This is a genomic window from Sphingomonas sp. AC411 (assembly GCF_979253035.1).
This window is the reverse complement of record NZ_CEEDAQ010000001.1, coordinates 1435585-1454977: the sequence shown is the minus strand read 5'-3', so window position 1 is coordinate 1454977 and position 19393 is coordinate 1435585. Positions and strand designations below refer to the sequence as shown.

Annotated in this window: 15 protein-coding genes and 4 pseudogenes; 5 read left to right on the top strand and 14 right to left on the bottom strand. The window is 67.5% G+C overall.

Going from position 1 to position 19393, the window contains the following annotated elements; translation table 11 throughout:
- Positions 1 to 257: 257 nt before the first annotated feature.
- From AC0IX7_RS07365 to AC0IX7_RS07300, 14 genes and pseudogenes are all read right to left on the bottom strand, one after another.
- Positions 258 to 1037 (bottom strand): annotated as a pseudogene (locus AC0IX7_RS07365) (alpha-L-fucosidase); the annotation flags it as partial.
- On the bottom strand, positions 919 to 3654 hold the full coding sequence (locus AC0IX7_RS07360) for a glycoside hydrolase family 95 protein (protein ID WP_471813789.1): 2736 nt from the start codon (positions 3652 to 3654) through the stop codon (positions 919 to 921). The gene AC0IX7_RS07360 and the pseudogene AC0IX7_RS07365, both read right to left, overlap by 119 nt.
- Positions 3655 to 3748: 94 nt before the next feature.
- Positions 3749 to 5455, bottom strand: a complete 1707-nt coding sequence (locus AC0IX7_RS07355) for a TonB-dependent receptor domain-containing protein (RefSeq protein ID WP_471811024.1) — start codon at positions 5453 to 5455, stop codon at positions 3749 to 3751.
- A 776-nt stretch (positions 5456 to 6231) separates the two neighbouring features.
- A pseudogene (locus tag AC0IX7_RS07350) lies at positions 6232 to 6657 on the bottom strand (TonB-dependent receptor plug domain-containing protein); the annotation flags it as partial.
- Between the two features lie 32 nt (positions 6658 to 6689).
- A complete protein-coding gene (locus AC0IX7_RS07345; protein WP_471811023.1) occupies positions 6690 to 7004 on the bottom strand; it encodes an STN domain-containing protein in 315 nt (104 codons plus the stop codon).
- 108 nt (positions 7005 to 7112) lie between these two features.
- A complete protein-coding gene (locus tag AC0IX7_RS07340) occupies positions 7113 to 7289 on the bottom strand; it encodes a hypothetical protein (RefSeq protein WP_471811022.1) in 177 nt (58 codons plus the stop codon).
- Positions 7286 to 8161, bottom strand: coding sequence for a FecR family protein (locus AC0IX7_RS07335; RefSeq protein WP_471811021.1), 876 nt, complete (start codon positions 8159 to 8161; stop codon positions 7286 to 7288). The genes AC0IX7_RS07340 and AC0IX7_RS07335 overlap by 4 nt, the downstream gene beginning before the upstream one ends.
- The gene (locus AC0IX7_RS07330; protein WP_471811020.1) at positions 8158 to 8688 is read right to left on the bottom strand and encodes an RNA polymerase sigma factor; all 531 of its coding nucleotides are present in this window, start codon (positions 8686 to 8688) and stop codon (positions 8158 to 8160) included. Before AC0IX7_RS07330 ends, AC0IX7_RS07335 begins: the two co-directional genes overlap by 4 nt.
- A gap of 73 nt (positions 8689 to 8761) precedes the next feature.
- A pseudogene (locus AC0IX7_RS07325) lies at positions 8762 to 9481 on the bottom strand (MipA/OmpV family protein).
- A gap of 173 nt (positions 9482 to 9654) precedes the next feature.
- Positions 9655 to 11076, bottom strand: coding sequence for an efflux transporter outer membrane subunit (locus AC0IX7_RS07320; protein WP_471811019.1), 1422 nt, complete (start codon positions 11074 to 11076; stop codon positions 9655 to 9657).
- Positions 11069 to 13978: an efflux RND transporter permease subunit gene (locus tag AC0IX7_RS07315; protein ID WP_471811018.1), complete on the bottom strand. Its 2910-nt coding sequence runs from the start codon at positions 13976 to 13978 to the stop codon at positions 11069 to 11071. Before AC0IX7_RS07315 ends, AC0IX7_RS07320 begins: the two co-directional genes overlap by 8 nt.
- Before the next feature lie 5 nt (positions 13979 to 13983).
- On the bottom strand, positions 13984 to 14118 hold the full coding sequence (locus tag AC0IX7_RS07310; RefSeq protein ID WP_471811017.1) for a hypothetical protein: 135 nt from the start codon (positions 14116 to 14118) through the stop codon (positions 13984 to 13986).
- Positions 14119 to 14121: 3 nt separating this feature from the next.
- Positions 14122 to 15096 carry an efflux RND transporter periplasmic adaptor subunit gene (locus AC0IX7_RS07305; protein WP_471813788.1) on the bottom strand — a complete coding sequence of 325 codons (975 nt, stop codon included), beginning with the start codon at positions 15094 to 15096 and terminating at the stop codon, positions 14122 to 14124.
- A 252-nt stretch (positions 15097 to 15348) separates the two neighbouring features.
- A complete protein-coding gene (locus AC0IX7_RS07300; RefSeq protein ID WP_471811016.1) occupies positions 15349 to 16407 on the bottom strand; it encodes an AraC family transcriptional regulator in 1059 nt (352 codons plus the stop codon).
- Positions 16408 to 16655: 248 nt separating this feature from the next.
- Between AC0IX7_RS07300 and AC0IX7_RS07295 the strand changes: the two are divergent.
- The 5 genes and pseudogenes from AC0IX7_RS07295 to AC0IX7_RS07275 all read left to right on the top strand — a co-directional run.
- A pseudogene (locus AC0IX7_RS07295) lies at positions 16656 to 17051 on the top strand (dienelactone hydrolase family protein); the annotation flags it as partial.
- Positions 17052 to 17170: 119 nt separating this feature from the next.
- Complete coding sequence (locus AC0IX7_RS07290) at positions 17171 to 17428, top strand: dienelactone hydrolase family protein (RefSeq protein WP_471813787.1); 258 nt, start codon at positions 17171 to 17173, stop codon at positions 17426 to 17428.
- 87 nt (positions 17429 to 17515) lie between these two features.
- Complete coding sequence (locus AC0IX7_RS07285; RefSeq protein WP_471811015.1) at positions 17516 to 17944, top strand: hypothetical protein; 429 nt, start codon at positions 17516 to 17518, stop codon at positions 17942 to 17944.
- Complete coding sequence (locus tag AC0IX7_RS07280) at positions 17836 to 18579, top strand: DUF885 family protein (RefSeq protein ID WP_471811014.1); 744 nt, start codon at positions 17836 to 17838, stop codon at positions 18577 to 18579. The genes AC0IX7_RS07285 and AC0IX7_RS07280 overlap by 109 nt, the downstream gene beginning before the upstream one ends.
- Positions 18580 to 18589: 10 nt before the next feature.
- On the top strand, positions 18590 to 19327 hold the full coding sequence (locus tag AC0IX7_RS07275; RefSeq protein ID WP_471811013.1) for a DUF885 domain-containing protein: 738 nt from the start codon (positions 18590 to 18592) through the stop codon (positions 19325 to 19327).
- The last annotated feature ends 66 nt before the right edge of the window (positions 19328 to 19393 follow it).

The window sequence follows — 19393 nt, the reverse complement described above, 5'->3', positions numbered from 1 at the left end:
ATACGCACGAGATCGAAGCTGGTGCCGGGCGGCAGGTCCAGCACGAGGCTGGGCGTGTGGATGGCATCGGGCGACGACCAATAGCTCTTGGGATCGTCGTCGAGCACGTTCCGCGCGGCAAAGCCCGACCCGCGGACGTGATCGGCCGAGGCGACCGCGCGGTCGGCGAGATTCTTCGCGAACGTCGCGCGCTGCGCCGCACCGAAGGATTGCAGCACCGCGACGTCCGGATCGGCAAGGCGACCGCGTCGGTCGGGTGGCAGGTTCAGGATCAGATTGGTCCCACGCGCGATCGATTCGTCGAACAGCTTGAGCATCCGCTGGGGATCCTTGACCTTCGCATCCTCGTCGGCGTGGTAGAACCAACCCGGCCGGATCGAGGTGTTGGTCTCGGCGGGCCACCACAGCGGGCCGCCGCGCAAGCCGGCATTGCCCTCCGCCTGGGTCGGCTTGTGATCGGCCATGGTCGGCCAGCACGGATCGCCGGCGACCCCGTCCTCGTTGCCGACCCAGCGTGCGTCGGAGCCGAGTGGCTCGAACGTGCAGGCCATCGGCTGATGCTTGTGGACCAGCGCGAAGATCGACGGCCAGTCGTAATAGGTCTCGGAATCGATCTTCCGCGTTTCGCGCGCGCCGCCATAATAGCCGTCGCCGCCATTGGCGCCGTCGAACCAGAACTCGAACAGCGTGCCATAGCGCGTGCAGAGCTCTACGATCTGCTTGCGATAGTAATCGAGATAGGCGGGTCGGCCATAGTCCGCGTGATTGCGATCCCACGGCGACAGGTAGATCGCGAAGTCGAGTCCCGCCCGCCGCGCCGCCTGTTCGAATTCGCGGACGATGTCACCCTTGCCATTGCGGAACGGGCTGTTGCGCACGCAATGCTCGGTCAGCATCGTCGGCCACAGGCAGAAGCCGTCATGATGCTTGGCGGTCAGGACGATCCCGCGCAGGCCACCCGCCTTGGCCGCGCCGACGATCTGGTCCGCCGAGAAGTCGGTCGGCGCGAACAGCTTGGGATCCTCGTCGCCATAGCCCCATTCGCGATCGGTGAAAGTGTTGATCGAGAAGTGGACGAAGGCATATTGCTCGCGCGCATGCCAGGCGAGCTGGCGCGGGAGGGGTTGCTCCCCAGGGCGCCGGTGCCGACCCGGCCGCGGGTTTGCCGGCCCACGCCCCCGACGTGCCGATCGAGGCCAGACCCGATGCGAACCCCGAGGCCAGCATCTTGCGGCGGGTGATGATCGACATGGCGGCTCCTGGAAAATCTTGGGTCATGCTGCGTCGGAGCGCCTGCGTAGCGCGATGCGGTAGGGGCGGCCCGGCGTGGTCGCGAACGTGATCGCATGCCGGTCCCGTTCGAGCCGGATGGCCTTGCCCTGTTGCGATATCGTCACCGGTTCGAAGCCAGGCGGCATCCGGATCGTCAGGCGCTCCCCCGGCGATCACGGTCGCGTCGACGTGCAGGCCGCTCCAGCTGATCGCGACCTCGTGACGCCCGCGCGCGCGAAGCCCGGCGACGCGGCCCGAGGTCCATTGCGGCGGGAGCGCGGGCAGCAGCGCGATCTCCGTCTCGCGGCTTTGCAGCAGCATCTCGGCGATCGCGGCGGTGATGCCCAGATTGCCGTCGATCTGGAATACCGGGCGCGGTTGCGCCGGGTGGGTGTCGAGCAGATTGGCCGCCACGCTGTTGGCGATGAAGGCGGAGAGCGACCGCCCAGCCTGCGCGCCGTCGCCGAGTCTGGCCCACACCGCGGTCGCCCAGGCGCGGCTCCAGCCGGTGCTGGCCCCGCCATGCGCCTCCCGGCGTGCCATCGAGGCACGGACGGCCTGCGCGAGCCGCGGCGTCCGGACCGGGTCGATCGCATCGCCCGGATACAGCGGATAGAGATGCGAGATGTGGCGATGCCCGGAATCCTGCTCGGGAAAATCCGCGGACCATTCCTGAAGCTGGCCGTAGCGACCGACCCGGTAGGGTTCGAGCTGTTCTAGCAATCCCGTGAGGCGGGCGCTGAGCCCGTCGACATCGCCGATCACCACCATCGCCGCGATGCAGTTGGCGAACAGCTCGCGGATCAGCGCGAGGTCCATCGTGCAGCCTGCCGAGATCGCCGCCGACTTGCCGCTCGCGGTCAGGAACAGGTTCTCGGGCGAGATCGACGGTGCGGTGGTCAAATGGCCGCTGCGGGGATCGCGGACGAGCCAGGCCGCACAGAATTCGGCACAACTGCGCATCAGCGGGAAGCCGCGTGCCCTCAGGAACGCGCGGTCGCCGCCGAAGCGGTAATGCTCCCAGACGTGCTGCACCAGCCACGGCCCCGCCATCGGCCAGTTCGCCCAATTGGGATCGCCGACACCTGCACCGACCGGATTGCTCATCGCCCACAGATCGCTGTTGTGATGCACGCACCAGCCGGGCATCCCGTAAAGCGATCGGGCGGTCTGCGTGCCGGTGACGGCCAGCCGCTCGATATGGTCGATCAGCGGCAGATGGCAGTCCGCGAGATTGCAACTCTCCGCCGGCCAATAGTTCATCTGGAGATTGATGTTGGTGGTGTAGTTCGCGCTCCAGGGTGGGCGCAATTCGGTATTCCACACGCCCTGAAGGTTCGCGGGCATGGTGTGGGTACGCGAACTGGCGATCAGGAGATAGCGGCCAAGCTGGAACAGACGCTCCGCGCGCGGAGTATCGCGGTCGCCGGCCGCCCCGTGCAGTTCGAGCGAGGCGCGGCGATAAAGCGCTTGGTGATCGGCAACGTGACGGCTGAGCAGCGTCTTGTAGGCATGACGCGTGCCGGCCGCGAGAACGCGCTCGGCCGATGCACGGACGATCTCGACGGGCGTGTCCGGCATCAGGTCGAAGCGGCGGAACCCGGTGGCGGCGGCGATCCTGACGATCACCGCGGTGGCGCCGCGGATACGCAGCGCGCCGTCCGACGCGGTGACGTCGCCGCCATCGGTCTCGACCGACAGGATCGTCGCGAACGCCATGCCGTGGCCCGGCGCATCCGAGTATCGAACAGGGTCGGGGACGTTGCGGTAATTGGGTTCGCTCAGCGTTGGCGCCTTGCCGACCAATGTGATCCGGTTGCTGTCCGCTTTCGCGGTTGCGCGCAGTTTGCTGGTCAGCTTGAGGCGGCCGTTGATCATCCCCCGACGATCCGCGGTCAGGCGCAGGACGATCACCGCGTCGGGATGCGAGACGAACAGCTCCCGGCTGAACGTGACGTCGCCACAGCGATAGCCGACGGAGGCGATCGCGCGATCGAGATCGAGCGCGCGTCGATACGCCTGCGGGGCGTCGGCATGATCCATCTCGAGTTCGAGATCCGCCATCGGCGCGTAGCTGGCGCTGAACGGTCCCTGGAGCGATTTGCTGAGCCGGTCGGCGCCTACCGGGTCGCCTGCGAAAACGGCCTGACGAACCGCCGCGAGCGCTTCGCGCCCGTCTTGGTCGGGGCTGCCGGCGGGCTGTCCGCTCCACAACGTGTCGTGGTTGAGCGAAAGAACGTCGCGCGCGACCCCGCCGCCCATCATCGCGCCCAATTGCCCATTCCCGACCGGATGGCCGAGCAACCACTCGGTGGCGGGCTGATCCGCAGTGATTCGGTGGCGTGCGTCTGCCCCGGGCTCGGCCGCACCGGCATCGCCCACTCCGGCGAGCAGGCCGGCGACCACCGATCCGGTGCCCCCGGCCAGCACGGCGCGACGCGATACGCGGCCGGACGCGGGAGACTTGGTGCCGACCTCAGAAATCGACCGTCGCCCCGACGCTGATCGACCGCCCGAGCGCGTCGTAGACCGATGGCGAGGTGTTGACGCGTTCGGCCGCCTCGAGCGGTGGGCTGGGGCGGACCGGCGCCGCCCGGTTCAGCACATTGTTCACCACCACCCGCAGCGTCAGCGCGCGCGATATCGTCACGCTGCCGCTGAGATCGAAGACGTCATAGGCGGGCAGGTACTTGTACTCGTCCGGCACGGTCGGATCGTCCTCGCCGAAGATCGGATTGCCGGCGAGGCGCGAGTTCTTGAGCCCCGAATTATGGCGCCAGTTGACTGAAATCAGCCCCTGCGTCTGCGCGGACTCGGGCGAGCTCAGCGTGAACCGGAAATTATGCTGGTAGCTGCGATAGCCCTGGCCGGCATAGGGGCCAAACAGCCCGACCACGTTATAGTCGGTATCGGGCAGGCCAAGATCGCCGCCCTTCGCGGTCTGCAACGTGGAGGTGTAGCTGGTCGAGAACCGTGCCCAATTGCCCAGGCGCGTGTCGTAGTTCGCGGAGAAATTGAAGCCGCGCGCGTTGGTTCGGCCGAGGTTGCTATACCCCTGGTTGATGTAGCCCGTTGCCGAGCCGGCATTGCTGAACAGCGTCCCGTCCGCGTTGCGCTTCAGCTGGCTGCAGAAGAATTCATAGCCGGTGTTGGCGCAGGTCTGCAGGAAGTCGATCGCCCGGTAATAGCCGATGCCGTTCTGGATCTCGATGCTGTAATAATCTGCGGTGGCGGAGAAACCGCGCAGCATCCGCGGCGTCAGGACCAGGCCATAGGTGTAGGTATGCGCGACCTCCGGCGTCACCAGCCCCTCCGAGCCGTTGCGCACGGTGCACAGGAAGTCGGGACATTGCGCGATCGAACCATATTGCGCGTCGGTCACGCCGGTGCTTGCGCAGATCTCGCGGCTCGCGACCGGGCTGGTCCCCGCACAGGGATCACCGAGCGTGTTCGTATCGAGCGTGCCGTAACTCGTGTTGGCGTTGGACGAGAGCTCGTAGATGCTCGGTGCGCGGGTCGCCTTGTTGCAGCTCGCGCGGAACAGGATGTCCTCGACCGGGCGCCAGCTGCCGTCGATCTTGTAGGTCGACTGCGCCTTCGCGATGCCCGAATACTTCGAGCCACGGATCGCCGCACCGACGCTCAGGTCGCGGATGAACGGCTTGTCGCTGACCAGCGGCACGTTGATCTCGCCGTACAGGTCGGCGGCTTCGTTCGACAGGGTCGTCGGCGTTGAGCCGAAGGCGGCCTGGTACGCCGCATCGGGGCGCGAGCGGTAGGTATTCTTGCGGTATTCGCCGCCGACCGCGACGTTGATGCCCTTGGTCGAGAACGGGCTTTTCAGGCCGTAATCGCCGAGATCGCCGGTGACGTTCGCATTGCCGACCCATTGCTCATAGCGTTCACGGAACACGCCGCCGCCCTCCGCATAGGACAGGTAATTCACCGCCGACTCACTCGGCCCGGTGGTCGAGAAGATGTCAAGCGGGACACAGTTCGGGTCGGTTCCGTTGACGGCCGAGACGCAGGTCGGCGTGCCGTTGACGTCGACCACCTGGAGTGCGTTGGCGACCTTGGTCGGGTCGATCCGGCCGGTCTGCTGCTGGCGGTACAGCGTGGTCGAATAGACCCCGCCGACATCGTAATGCCAGGCGCTGCCGAGATCGCCGCGAACGCCCGCCACCGCGCGATAGATCTCGTTCGACGACCGCGTCGTCTGCGGTTCGGTGAAGCGGTAGCGCACGTCGGTGCGGACGTTCGTGCTGGTGCCGGCCGCCGATCCGCACAACGCGCCCGCCTGTTGCGCGGACAGGAGGGGTTGTTGCAGTTGATGTCGTACGGGGTCGATCCGGGCTGGATGGTCGCGGGATCCGACTGGCTCTGCGATTCGGACCGCAGGTACAGCCCGTTCGCGTAAAGCTGGATCGCCTTCGAGACTTCGTAGTTCAGGAAGGTCGCGCCATTGTAGCGCTTGTTCTGCCGCTGGAAATAGAAGCTGTCGTTGTAATTGTAGCCGTTCGTACCCGTGAACGGCACGAATTCGCGGCCGCCGTCGGCCGCGTTGGTCAGGATGCTGCCATTCTGCGCCGGCCCCGAAAGCGCCTGGAAATAGCCCGCCGAGGTGGCGGACGACGGCGATGCGCAGACCACGGTCTGGCCCGACAAGGTGATCGGGCAGACCGAGAACGAGCGCGACGACGCGAGCACGGGTTCGGTCTGGCTGTACGCACCGAAGACCGAGATATTCCCCCGGCCGCCAGCGAAGTTCTTGCCCATGCTGATATTGGCGTCGAAGCGGCCGCCATCGTTGGTCATGCCGCTGGGGACCGCAAACCCCGAATCGCGCGCTGCCTGCGCGGCGATGTTGTCGCGGTTGTCGGCGTTGTAGAAGCCGTAGTTGACGTTCGCGTTGACCCCTTCGAAGTCCTTGCGGAGGATGAAGTTCACGACCCCGCCGATCGCATCCGAGCCATAGACCGCGGACGCCCCGCCGGTCAGCAGGTCGACGCGCTCGATCAACCCGACCGGCACGACGGAGGCGTCGATGCCTTCGGTGACGCCGATCCGCTGGCCGTCGATCAGCGTGAGCGTCCGGTTGGTGCCGAGCCCGTGGAAATCGAATTGCTGGCGTCCGTTGCCGTTCGACAAATTGGTATCGCTGTTCTTGATCGCGGGGACGCGGTTCAGCACCTCCTGCACGCTGAACGCTGCCTGCAGCTTGATGTCGGCCTGCGTGACGCTGGTCACCGGTGCGGTCTCGACGAGGTTCTTCGACCGGATGCGCGACCCGGTCACGACGATGTCGCCGCCGGGCGGGGGCGTGGGGGCGGTGTCGACGTCGGTATCGGCCGCCGCGCGATCCTGGGCGGTTCCCGGCACCGTCATCGCGACCCGGGTGAGCGCGGCGGGGCGGGTGATCACATACACCCCTGGCCGGTCCGCGACATCGTGAGGCCGCTGCCCTGGAGCAAGCGGCCGATCGCCGCGTCCGCCGTCATCGCACCGTTGACGGAAGGGGCAACGCGACCACCGAGTGTCGCTTCGTCGAACACCATCTGCACATGCATCTGACGACCGAGCAACCGCAGCGCGGTACCCAGCGGCTGTGCCTTGATATCGATGCGGACCACCCGCTGGCCTTGCGGCGCCTGCGCCTGCGCCGACGTGATCGTCATCATCGTCGCGATAGCCGCGCAGCTTGCACCGAGAATCATGCGCTTCGTCACAGTCATCAACCGCCCCCTCGTCATGTTATACTTTTATGACGCATGGGACCGTGAGATGCTCAGCAAATTACCGTGATTATCTTCAATTGATGTTATTTTGGCCTCCAACCGGTATTATCGACGTCGACTGAGCCGGATTTCCGCATCGGCGACGGTGGCATCGACGGGGAAGGTCGCGGCGATGGCCTGCGCGAACGCATCGACATCGCCGACGTTGAAGACCCCGCTGATCCGAACGTCCGCGACGCCGGGATCGACGGTGACCCGGCGGCGTTCGGCATAGCGGTTCATCCGCTCGGCGGCGGTGCCGAGCGTCTCGGACGTGAAGCTGATCTGTTCTGCACCCCAGCCCTCGCCGCCGCCCCCTCGCCGCCGCCCATCGGGCCGATCACCGGACCGATCGACCCGATCGTGCCCGCCACCGGCAGGCCGATTTCATAGCCGGGCGTCAGCGCGCGCTCCGCGGTGACGCTACGCCCATCGCGCCGGACGATCTCGCTCGTCTGGCCCTGCGGCGTATCGCGCAGCACCGCGACCCGTCCTTCGAACAGCGCGACCCGCACCTCGCGGCTGAGCCGTTCGACCGAGAATTCCGTTCCGGTCGCGACGATCATGTTGCGGCCGCTCCGTACCGCGAACGGGCGCAGCGGGTCCTTCGCGACCTTGAAGCGCGCGCGGCCCCGTTCGAGGACGACGTTGCGGCGTTGCGCGGTGAACGCAACCGTGACCACGCTGTCGGCATCCAGCGACAGGCGCGAGCCATCGGCCAGCGCGATGACGCGCCGTTCGCCGATCGCGGTGCGATATTCGTCGCGCCCGTCCTGCCGCCACAGCAGCGACCCGAGCGCCAGCGTCAGCACCAATGCCGCGGCGATCGCCCACAGGACGGGCGGGGACACGAACGTCGTGCGCAGCCAGCGGCGCTGTCCGGCGCGGTGGACCGCACCGAGCGCCTCGCGTCGCAGCGCCAGCATCTCGGGTGCGTCGGCGTCCGCCTCGACCGTGTCCCACACCGCGAGCGCAGCGCCTAGCCGCTCGCCACGGGTCGCGTCGCCGGCCAGCCAGTCGTGCAGTCGCTCGCGATCGTGCTGCGACATGCTGCCGTCGCTCAAGCGCAGGCACCATTCGACGACCATGTCCTCGTCCGAGCGGGGCGCGGTCATTGCGAGGCTCCCATGTCCGCGAGCAACGCCCGCATCGCGCTCGCGATATGTTTTTCGACCGCGCTGACCGAGATGCCGAACGCATCGCCGATCGCCTTCCGCTGCATGCCCTCCAGCCGGTAGAGGATGAAGATCTGGCGGGTGCGGTCGGGCAGTCCGCCCAGCGTCCGCGCGACGCACCCGACGCTCTGCCGCGCCGACAGCAAGCGCTCGGCGTCGATCGGGTCGATGGCAAGGTCGGGATCGCCCGCGCGCGATTGCAGATAGCGCGAGCGCGTGGCCTCGCGCCGATAATTGTCGCGCAGCAGATTGGCGGCGGCCTGGAAGATATAGCCTTCGGGATTGTTCGTCGCCGGGCCGGTCATGGTCGCCATGCGGATAAAGAGATCCTGGATGAGATCCTCCGCCTGCACGGGATCGCTCAGACGCCGGACGAAGAACGCCATCAGCGCCGGACGCATGCGCTCCATCAGCGCCGACAGGTCGTGCTCCGGCATGACACCTGCAGGTCGCGTGCGCTTCATCATGGTAGATAGACGTCCGGATAGGCGATGTGCACAGCCGAAACCGCAGATTCCTCCGATTTTGCCGCTTTGGACGTCAGAACGTGTACGCCAGTCCGAGCGTCCCCAGCCACTGGTCGCGTGATCCGGCGATCGTGACGAGCGGGCTGCGGGCTGTGTCGCCTTCCATGCGGCCATAGGTGCCTCCGCCGACGATCTTGACGCCGTGCAGGAGGTCACCGGTGAGCGAATAGCTGCCGATCGCGCCGAGCGTCCAGCTCTTGAGGCCGGCGCCGGCGGTATATTCCGGTAGCCCGCTCGCCGTGCTCTGCGCCGCCGAGACGGAGTAATAGGTCTACGCATAGCCGCGTTCGACGATGTCGGCGGAGGCGAACAGGCCGATCGCGGCTTTGCGCGACAGCGGCGTGAAATAGGTGATGCTCGGGTTCCAGATGCCGCTGTCGTGGACCCCGCCGACGTCGTGGCGATAGCCGAGCGTGACCGACAGCTTGTCGTACGGGCTGGTCAGCACGCCGGTTTTGCCGATGCCGACATAACCGCCGAGTTCGACCGCGATGGCGCGCTTGCCGAGCGCGCGGACGCGCAGGTCGTCGATGCTGCCGGGCGAACTGCGGTTGAAATTGAGCTGCGCGATCGGGCCCGCCTGGAAATCCCAGACCGGACCGGGCCTGTCCTTGATCACGTCGACGCTCAACTGGTTGCCCGCGAGGACGAAGCCATAGCCCTTGATCGCGCCGATCGCGGCGGGGACGGGAGTGATCCGGTAGTCGTTGGAGCCTTCGTAATCGGGTAGCACCGCGACCCCGCACCGACCGTCACGGTATCGCGGTAGAGATCGGCGGGCTGGTCCTGCGCGCGTGCGGGGACTGCGCCGATCGCGGTCAGCGCGCCGCCGAGGATAATCGCTGAAGTTCGATTGGGAAGCATGAAAACGTCCTTGGTCTGGGAAGGGGCAGGCGTCGCTGATCGCTAACCGCCGACCGCGCGATGGAGCTGGATGTGGGCGAGCATGGCGGCGACGCGCTGGCGGACGACCGCGCGCTCCGCCGCCAGCGCGGCTTGGCGGGCGTCGAGCACCTGCAGCAGCGCGATATCGCCGCGAGCGTAGCGCGCCTCGACCCGCGCGACCGTCTCACTCCGCGCGGCAAGGTCGCGGTCGGACAGGTCGGTGCGTTCGGTCGCGGCGCGGGTCGCCGACAGCGCGTCGTCGACTTCGCGCCACGCGGTGAGGACGGTCTGGCGGTACGCGAGCGCGGCGCTGCGGTCTTCGGAGCGACGCAGGTCGAGTTGCCGCTGCAACCGGCCGCCAGAGAAGATCGGTAGCGACAGGCTTGGCCCGATGCTGGTGCTGCGCGCGTTCCAGCCGAAGTCGGAGAGGCTGAGCACGTCGATATCGAACAGGCCGGTCAGGCTGATCTTGGGATAGAAATCGGCCTGCGCGACGCCGATCTGCGCGGTTGCGGCGTGGAGTCGTGCCTCGGCCTCGACGATGTCGGGCCGCGAGCGGGCGATGTCCGAGGGCAGACGCGCTGCCGCCGCCGGCAGGGGCTTCGGCGGTTGCAGCGCCGCGCGGTCGAACGGCGCGGTATCGGGCGTGCCGCCGACCAGGATCGCGAGCGCGCGCTGCGTCGCCGCCGCCTGCTGGTCGAGCTCGACGATATCGCCGCGCAGCGCGCGCTGCTTCTCCTCGGTTGCCGCAAGATCGATCGGGGTGGCGAGCCCGCGCGCCAGCAATGCGCGCACGATCGCGGCGTTGCGGTCGGCGATCGCGGCGTCTTGCTGCGCGATGCGGCGCTCGTCCCAGAGGCCGCGCAACTGGACATAGCTGCGCGCGACCTCCGCCTCGACCGACAGGCGCACCCCGCGCGCGGCGGCTTCGCTGGCCTCGACTGAGGCCTGCGCGGCTTCGGCCTGACGCCGGTGGCCGCCCCAAAGATCGAGCTCCCAGCTCGCGCCGACGCCCGCGCTGTAGAGATCGAAATCGACACCCTTGGGCGGAGTCGTCGTCGGGGTGACGCCAAGCAATGTCTGCGTCACCGAGGCGATCCCCGCCATACCGAGCCGCTCGCGGCTGTACCCCGTCTGACCCTCGACCTGCGGCGCATCAGCGGCGCGCGCCTGCCCGCGCTCGATTCGCGCGGCGGTGATCCGCTCGATCGCCGCCGCGATATCGAGGTTCGCCGCACCAGCCCGCGCCTCCAACGCATCGAGCACCGGATCGTCGAAGCTGCGCCACCAGCGCGCATCGGTGCTAGCCGACACCGGGGCTGCCCCCTGCCACACCGGCGGCAGGATCGGCGCGGGCCGCGTGAAGTTCGGCCCGACCGTGCACCCCGCCAGCCCGGCGGCGAGCAGCAGCGGCAGGGCGCGGGAGACGTTCGGTTCATGCATGTGCTTGGTCCTGCAGCGGAAGGCTGGATGGGCGATCGAAGACGAGCGCGTAGAGCCCGGGCAGGGCGACCAGCGTCAGGATCGTCGCACCGATCAGCCCGCCGATCATGACGATCGCCATCGGCCCCCAGAAGATGTTGAAACACAATGGAATGAACGCGAGCACCGCCGCCAGCGCGGTCAGCACGACCGGGCGGGAGCGACCGATCGTCGCCGCGACGATCGCGGCGTGCAGGTCCATGCCCTCGGCCTGGTTATGCTGCACCTGATCGACCAGGATGATCGAGTTGCGCATGATCATCCCCGCGAGCGCGATCAGCCCGAGCAGCGCGACGAACCCGAACGGCGCACCCGTCAGCACCAGCGCCGCCACCGCGCCGATCACGCCGAGCGGCGCGGTTGCCAGCACCAGCAGCGTGCGGCCGATGCTCTGCAACTGGACCATCAGCAGCAGGAGCATCAGCCCGAAGGTGATCGGCAGCAGCGCATAGATCGCGTCGTTCGCCTTGGCGGACAATTCGCCGTCGCCGCCATCCTCGATCCGGTAGCCGGCGGGCAGTGCCTTAGCGATCGCGGCGACCCGCGCGGCGGCGGCGTCGACGATTTCGGAGGCCTGCACGTCGCCGGTCATGTCCGCCTGAACGGTAATGCAGAGCGCACCGTCGCGCGTCCACACGATCGGCTGTTCGGTGGTCACGCCGATCCGCGCGACCTGGGCTAGCGGGACCGGACCACCGGGCGTGCTGATCGCCATATCGCCGAGCCGCCCCGGATCGCCGCGATCCGCCGCCGTGCCGCGCACGACGATGCCGATCCGCTTGGTTCCGCGCAGCACCTCGCCCGCCGGCTGGCCCGACAGCATCGTCGCGACCTCGCTCGCGAGTTGCGCACGATCGAGCCCCAGCCGCGCGACCCGATCGCTATCGAGATCGAGCCGCATCGCGACCGACGGCGTTCCCCAATCGGCCTGCACCGCGGTCGTCCCCGGCGTCGCGCGCAGCACCGCCTCGATCGGCGCCGCAATCCTCCGCAGCGTCTCCGGATCGGGGCCGATCACGCGATATTGCACGGGGAAGCCGGCACTCGGCCCGAGCGACAGGCGGCGGACGTGGAGCTTGGCCTCGGGTGCCGCATGATTCGCCAGCAGCCGCGCAATCACGCGTTCGCGCGCGTGGAGATCGGTCGCGACCAGCACCATCGTCGCGGTCGCGGGATCGGGCAAAGACGGGCCGTAGGGCAGATAGAAGCGCGGCGAACCCTGCCCGATATAGCTGTCGACCTGCGCGACATCGCGGTCCCGCACGATGCCCGCCTCGATCCGTTTCACCGCCGCCGATGTGGCGGAAAGCGACGCGCCGGAGCGCAGGCTCACGTCGACGATGATCTCCGCGCGATCGGAGGTGGGGAAGAATTGCTGCCGCACCAGCATCGCGCCCGCGAGACTTGCTACCAGCAGCGCGGCGGTCACCGCCACCACCGTCCCCCGCTGCGCCATGCACGCATCGACGACCCGGCGCAGTCGTCGATAGACCGGCGTGTCGTACATCGCGTCTAGATCGTGGTGCGAGACCGCCTCGGGCAGCAGCCGCACGCCCAGATACGGCGTGAACACCACCGCGACGACCCAACTGACCAGCAACGCCGACCCGGTCACCCAGAAGATCCCACCGGCATATTCGCTGGTGGTCGATTGCGCGAAGCCGACCGGCAGGAAGCCGACGATCGTCAGCAGCGTCCCCGTCAGCATCGGGAACGCGGTGTGCGTCCACGCATAAGCGGCGGCATCGGCGCGCGTCGCGCCCTTTTCGAGCTGCACCACCATCGCCTCGACGCTGATGATCGCATCGTCGACCAGCAGCCCGAGCGACAAGATCAGCGCGCCGAGCGAGATCCGTTCCAGCCCGATCCCGCTCGCCCCCATGAACAAGGCGACGATCGCGAGCGTCAGCGGTACCGACAGCGCGACCACCACGCCGGTCCGCCACCCGAGCGTCACGAACGCGACGATCAGCACCACCGTCAGCGCGCATAAGAACTTGATGAGGAACGCGTCGACCGCCTCGCGGATATTCTGGCTCTGGTCCTCGACCTGCGTCAGCTTGACCCCGGCTGGCAGGGTGCGCCCGAACTCGGCGGCGACCTTCGACAGCCGCTTGCCGAAGCCGAGGCCGTCGGCGCCAGGTGCCATCGCGATCGCCAGCACCACCGCGGGCTTTGCCGCATGGCGGACCAGCCCATCTGGCGGATCGGCATAGCCGTTGCTGACGACCCCGATATCGCTGACATTCACCGTGCCGTTCGCCGCGGCAACGGCGGTGTCCTCGACCGCATCCGCGCCATCGACCGCACCGCCGATCCGCACCGGCACCCGCATCGATCGTTCCGCCACGCCGGACGGCGCGACGCTGGTGCGTTTCGTCAGCGCCTGCGCGATCGCGCCCGGCGACACGCCCATCGCGGCGAGCCGGCGGCTGTCGAGATCGACGAACAGCTTGCGCGGGATTTCGCCGGTGATCTGCGACTTGCCCGCGCCGGGCACGCGCAGCATCGCGTCGCGCGCCTGCTCGGCCAACGTCACCAGCCGCGCATTGTCCGCGCCGGTCAGCGTGAAGACATAGCCGTAGACGTCGGCATAATCGTCATCCGCCGCGACCGACGCGCCGGCGGGCAGATCGGGCTCGATATCCTTCAGCCGCTTGCGCACCTGTTGCCAGATCACCGGCACGCGCTCCTTGGGCGCGCCGTCGGTCAGCGAGACGTGGATGACGCAGTGGCCATCGACGCAATAGGTCTGCAGGAAGTCGAGGTCTTCGGTCGCGCGCAGCCGGCGTTCGATCGGGTCGGCGACCTGCGCCTGCATCTGCGCGGGCGTCGCGCCGGGCCATGCCGCGGCGACGATCATCTCCTTCAGCGTAAAGCTCGGATCCTCGTCGCGGCCGAGCGCGAAAATTGCGCGGTGCCGGCGGCAAGCAGCAACGCAATCAGGAAGCCGACGAGCGCGGGATGGCGGATCGCCCAGCGTGACAAATTGAAGCGGTCCATCGCTCAGTTGCCGCCCGCGACGCTGCCGGCCACGACGACAGGCTGCCCTTCCGACAGCGTATCGCCCTCGCTCGCGACGATCCGCTCGCCATCGGGCAGGCCCGAGACGATCGCATCGTCGCCGCGCAGGTCGACCAGATGCACCGGCTGGCGGTGGACGCGGTTGCCACCCCCGTTGGCACCGCTCGACAGCGTCCAGACATGCGGCTGGCGCCCCTGCGCGCCGAGCGCGGTCAGCGGCACGCGGATCGTCGCCTTGGGATCGGGCAGCCGCAAGGTGAGCGTCGCCGAACTGTTGAACGGGATCGCCGATACGTCGCCCAGCACCGTGAACCGCGCGGTCCGCAACCGCAGCGTGCCGTCCGCCGCGGGGCCGACGAGCCTCAGCCGAGCCTCGGCGATCGTATCCGGCGCGGACCAGAAGCTGACGTCCGCCATCGTGCCGCCGGCCAAGCGCACGCGCTCGGGCAGGCGAACCTCGATTTCGGGGCCGCCTGCCGCGAGCCGGACGACGACACCGCCGGCATCGACCACTGTCCCTGACTCGATCGCGCGTTCGGTCACCACGCCGTCTTCGGGCGCGACTAGCACGCTATCCGCGAGCGTGGCTCGGCTGCGTTCGAATGCTGCGCGCGCCGCGTCGCGCTTTGCCACCGCGGCGCTGGCGGTCAGCGCGCGGTCATGGACGTCCGCCGCCGACAGTGCACCGATCCCGTCCAGCCCGGAAGCGCGCCGCGCAGCATCGCCGGCCCGGATCGCCTCGGCGGTGGCGGCGGCCAGTTCGGCGCGCGCCTGCCCGGCATCGGCGATCGCCTCGGTCCGCGTCAGGCGAGCGAGCACCTGCCCGGCACGGACGTGATCGCCGACCTGTACCGTCAAGGCGAGCACGCGGCCGCCGGTCTTGAACCCGAGCGCGATATCGCGACGGGGTCGCAGGACGCCGTCGAAGGACGAGGTACGGCCGCCGGCACGATGGATCGTGACGACATCGACCAGCGTGCCGTCCGGCGCGGGCGATGCGACCGGCTCCGACGCGCAGCCGGCGCATGATAACAGGGTCAGACCGGCGGCAATCAGCCCGGTGGTCGGGGGAAAATCTTCGGCATCGTCGCGTCCCGTTGGTGAACGCGGTCGCCCTGCCGATCCGGGCCGATCCTGGCCTGCCGATCCTCGAAACCGACCAGTCGTTTTCGAAAACGACCGGTTTGCGGTCCTGAAAACCGGCTTCGCTCAGCCGTCGAGGTGCCGTCGCCGAAACGCGCTCGGGGTTTCGCCGAGTCGTTCCTTGAACACGCGGTTGAACATCACGAGGCTGCCGAAGCCCGCGTCCATCGCGATCGTCAGGATCGGCACGTCCGCCTGCGCCCGGTCCGTCAGCGCGCTGCGGACTTCGGCGATACGGTGTTCGTTGAGATAATCGCTGACGTTGCGATAGCCGAGGCCGCCATTGATATGCCGCCGCACGCGATACTCCGGCGTCTCGACGCGCGCGGCGATCACGCCGATCGTCAGGTCGGGATCGCGATAGGCACGGTCTTGCGTCATCATCCGGGCGAGACTCTCCCCGAGCGCGGCGTCGAGCGGTTCGCGCGCCGCGCTCGCCGCCTGCACCTCGCCGACCGCGGTGCCCGACGCCGCGCTCGGAAAGACCTCCGGATGGCGCAGCCCGAACAGCAGCGCGCTGATGACGAACGCCCCCATGAACAATCCCACCGCCGACGCCATGCCGGACAGCGCTAGGTGATGCGTCAGCCGTCCGACGATCTCGCTGCCGAGCAGCCACAGGATGATCAGCCCGACCGATGCGACGAAGATCGTCCGCGCCTGCCGCCGCGCCTCGACCAGATCGCCCTGCCGGTTGCGCCACGCCAGCCACTGCGCATGGATCGCGAACGCCGTCCCGCCGATGTAGATCGCGATATCCAGCCCCTCGATCGGTGCCGCCAGCCCGCGCCCCTCGAGGCTGGCGTACAGCGTGCAGCATAGGAACGCCGCCGCCAGCGCCATATCGACGGGTTTCGGCCGAAACGCATCGTCGAACCACGCGCGCGCGAACAGCCAGAACAACGGGATCGCGGCGTTCGAACTCAGATCGAGCAGCGGATCGAACGCGCCCGGCGCATGCGGCAATCCCGCCAGCGTGCCGACCACGGTGCACAGCGTCAGCGCCAGCCCGAACCGACTCGGCAACGACGCTGGCGCCCGCGCAAACACCACCGCCGCCAGCAGCAGCAACCCGGTGGCACCGCCACGAAACAACAGGTCGAGCTGCGGGATCACCGGCGACACGGGGTATTGCTAGGCATTGCGCGCGAAAACCATGATGCGCTCGGTCTGTCCAGTATGGCTGCGCTTCACGGACGGTTTGCGAACCTCTCGCGACCTGTCGGATGGGCAGTGCACCGTGGCCTCGGTCCGTTGGTCGCTCGTCGACATCGCCGTGCCCCAACATTCCTGCTGCGGTGGCTGTCCAGGATTGCCGGATAGCCTGTATGGCGACCCGGAATTTTGTTCGGCACCGGCATGAGGATTAGCGGATGATCTTGCGTAGCGACGAGACACTGGATGTCGACGTGCCCGGCGGTGGCCCGATGCGGATGCATCTGTTCCGGCCGGCGATAGAGGGGCGCTTCCCTGGTCTGCTCCTGTTTTCGGAAATCTATCAGGTGACGGCGCCGATCCGTCGGTTGGCGGCGATGCTCGCTGGAAACGGCTATGTCGTCGCCGTTCCGGAGGTCTATCACGAGTATGAGCCGGCGGGGGCGGCGCTGAATTACGATCCGACCGGCACGGATCGAGGCAATGCGCTGAAGATCACCAAGTCCGTTGCCGCGTTCGATGCCGATGCGGAGGCCGGCTTGACCGCTCTTCTGGGACACCCTGCCTGCAACGGCAGGCTGGCGACGTTCGGCGTCTGTCTCGGCGGCCACCTTGCCTATCGCGCAGCGCTCGATCCGCGCGTGTCCGCGTCCGCCTGCTTTTATCCGACCGACATCCATTCGGGCACGCTAGGCGAGGGGCGGTCCGACGATAGCCTGAAGCGCATGGCCGAATTGAGGCCGAAATCCTGTTCGTCTGGGGGCGTCAGGATCCGCATGTTCCCTATGCCGGCCGGGAGACGATCCGCGGACGGCTCGAAGAGGTCGGGGCGGCCTATCAGTGGCATGAACTCAATGCACAGCATGCGTTCCTGCGAGACGAGGGGCCGCGATACGATCCCGCGCTGTTCCTACAAGCAATGGGCCTGACTCTGGAATTCTACGGTCGTACCTTGGCACGAAGCGGTGGCTACACCGTTTGGCCCGCATAAGCCTGTCGATTTGGATTGCGGCTGACCGCAGACGATTGCGTCGATCGGAGTAGCGCGCGACAAGCGAGCATTCGACAGGAGAATCTGATGCGTCTTGCCTTTGCCCTATTGCTGTTGCCGGCGCTGCCGATCGTCCAGGCCGCCGCGCCGGTCCCGGTCCAGGATCAGGCAACGGCGGCGCAGGATGCGGCGCTGCTGAAATTCCTCGACGACGCGTATGACCAGCAACTCGATCTCAGCCCTGAGTCTCTGACGCAGCTCGGGCTAAAGACGCACTACGACCGCCTCGACGACTATACCGATGCCGCCGCACTCCGCGCGCAGGCGCTGTCGGAGCGGCAGTTGAAGGCGATGCAGTCGCGCTTCGTCCCGACCAACTCGGCGAAAGCGCCCGCGTCAGCTATCGATTGTTCGAATATGAGGTCGAACGCGGCCGCCAGTCGCTTCAGTTCCGCAAGCTCCGCTTTCCGGTGTCGACCAACGGCAGCCCGGCTGGCGACATCCCGGTGTTGCTGATCAATAATCACAAGGTCGATACGCTGGCGGATGCTCAGGCCTATATCGCCCGCCTGCGGGATACCGAGCGGGTGATGCGAGAGGTCACCGCGACGATGCGCGAACAGGCGGCAGCCGGTATCATTCCAAACAAGGTCAATTTCGCGCCAGCCCGCGCCGATGCCCGCGCCGTGCTGTTCGGTGCGCCGTTCGACAATGGTGCGGACTCGACCCTAATGGCGGATTTCCGCAAGAAGGTTGGCGCGCTGACCGTGCCCGCCGGGACGAAGGCTACGCTGTTGCGCGATGCGGGTGCGGCGCTGACCGGGCCGTTCCGACGTGGCTACGACATGCTGTTCGCGACGCTCGATGCGATCGAGCCGCAATCGAAGGGCAATTTCGGGGCGTGGAGCCTGCCGAACGGCGCTGCCTATTACGCAGACCGGCTGAAGACCTCGACCACGACCGACCTGACCGCCGACCAGATTCACGATCTCGGCCTGAAGCAGGTCGCCGCGATCCGGCAGGAGATGGAGGCGATCAAGCGCGAAGTCGGCTTCCAGGGAACGCTCGAGCAGTTTTTCGCCAAGATCTCGCACCGATCCGCAGTTCAAATATCCCAATACACAGGCCGGTCGCGAACAGTATCTGGGTGACGCCCGCGGCGTGATCGCATCGGTGATGGCGGTTGCGCCCAAATATTTCCGGACCTTGCCCAAGGCGCCGCTGGAGGTCCGCGCGGTCGAGAAATGGCGCGAGGGCACCGCGTCGACCGCGTTCTACAACCCGCCGTCGGCAGACGGATCGCGGCCCGGCATCTATTACGTCAACCTGGTCGACATGAACCAGACGCAGAAGGTGCAGGTCGCCGGTATCGCCGCACATGAAGGCGCTCCGGGCCATCATTTCCAGATTGCGCGCCAACAGGAGCTGACCGGGATCCCGAAGTTCCGCAAGTTCGGCGGCTATGGCGCCTATGTCGAGGGCTGGGGGCTTTATTCGGAGCGGCTGGCGAACGAGATGGGTGTCTACAAGGATCCGTATAGCCGGTTCGGCATGCTGTCTTTGCAGGTATGGCGCGCGATCCGGCTGGTGCTCGATACCGGCATCCACTCCAAGCGCTGGACCCGCGAACAGGCTATCGCGTATTTCAAGGCGAACAGCTCGGTCGCGGACACCGATGTCGCGCGCGAAGTCGACCGGTATTTCAACTGGCCGGGGCAGGCGACGAGCTACATGGTCGGCGAACTGAAGATCGCGGAGCTGCGGGCGCGGGCCGAGCGAGAGCTTGGGCCGCGTTTCGACATTCGCGACTTCCACGAAGCGGTGCTGGATCAGGGCGCGCTACCGCTGGACGTGCTCGACGAGCAGATCGGCCGGTACATCGCCGCGCACCGGCAATAGGACGGCAATCGGCAGTTGCGAGACGATGATATCGCGCTTTTCAGACGCGGCGATCCACTGAGACGA